The organism is Gemmobacter lutimaris, assembly GCF_003570715.1.
In the GTDB taxonomy this organism is placed as follows: Bacteria; Pseudomonadota; Alphaproteobacteria; order Rhodobacterales; family Rhodobacteraceae; genus Gemmobacter; species Gemmobacter lutimaris.
Genome location: NZ_QXXQ01000067.1, coordinates 1 through 253 on the forward strand (window position 1 = coordinate 1; position 253 = coordinate 253).

Annotated in this window: 1 pseudogene; it reads right to left on the reverse strand. The window is 63.6% G+C overall.

Features of this window, described 5'->3' with window-relative positions:
* Positions 1–126: 126 nt before the first annotated feature.
* Positions 127–253, reverse strand: a pseudogene (locus tag D2N39_RS22480) (IS3 family transposase); the annotation flags it as partial.

Sequence of the window (253 nt, forward strand, 5' to 3'; positions counted from 1 at the left end):
GCCCAGCAGGGCCGGGGTGCATAGGGACCTCGTCTCGTAGTCCCTGACGAGCTACCAACCGACCTCCGCTCTCTCCACTCGCCCCACCGCGCAAGCGCGAAATCAATGGGGCGTGGCCGTCGCTTACACATAGACGAACCCTCGCCAGGTAGCGACGTAGGTGAAATCGCTGACCCAGAGCATGTTCGGCGCTGGAACCCTGAACTGCCGGTTCACCTTGTCCAGCGGGCACGGAGCCTTCTTGTCGGGGATG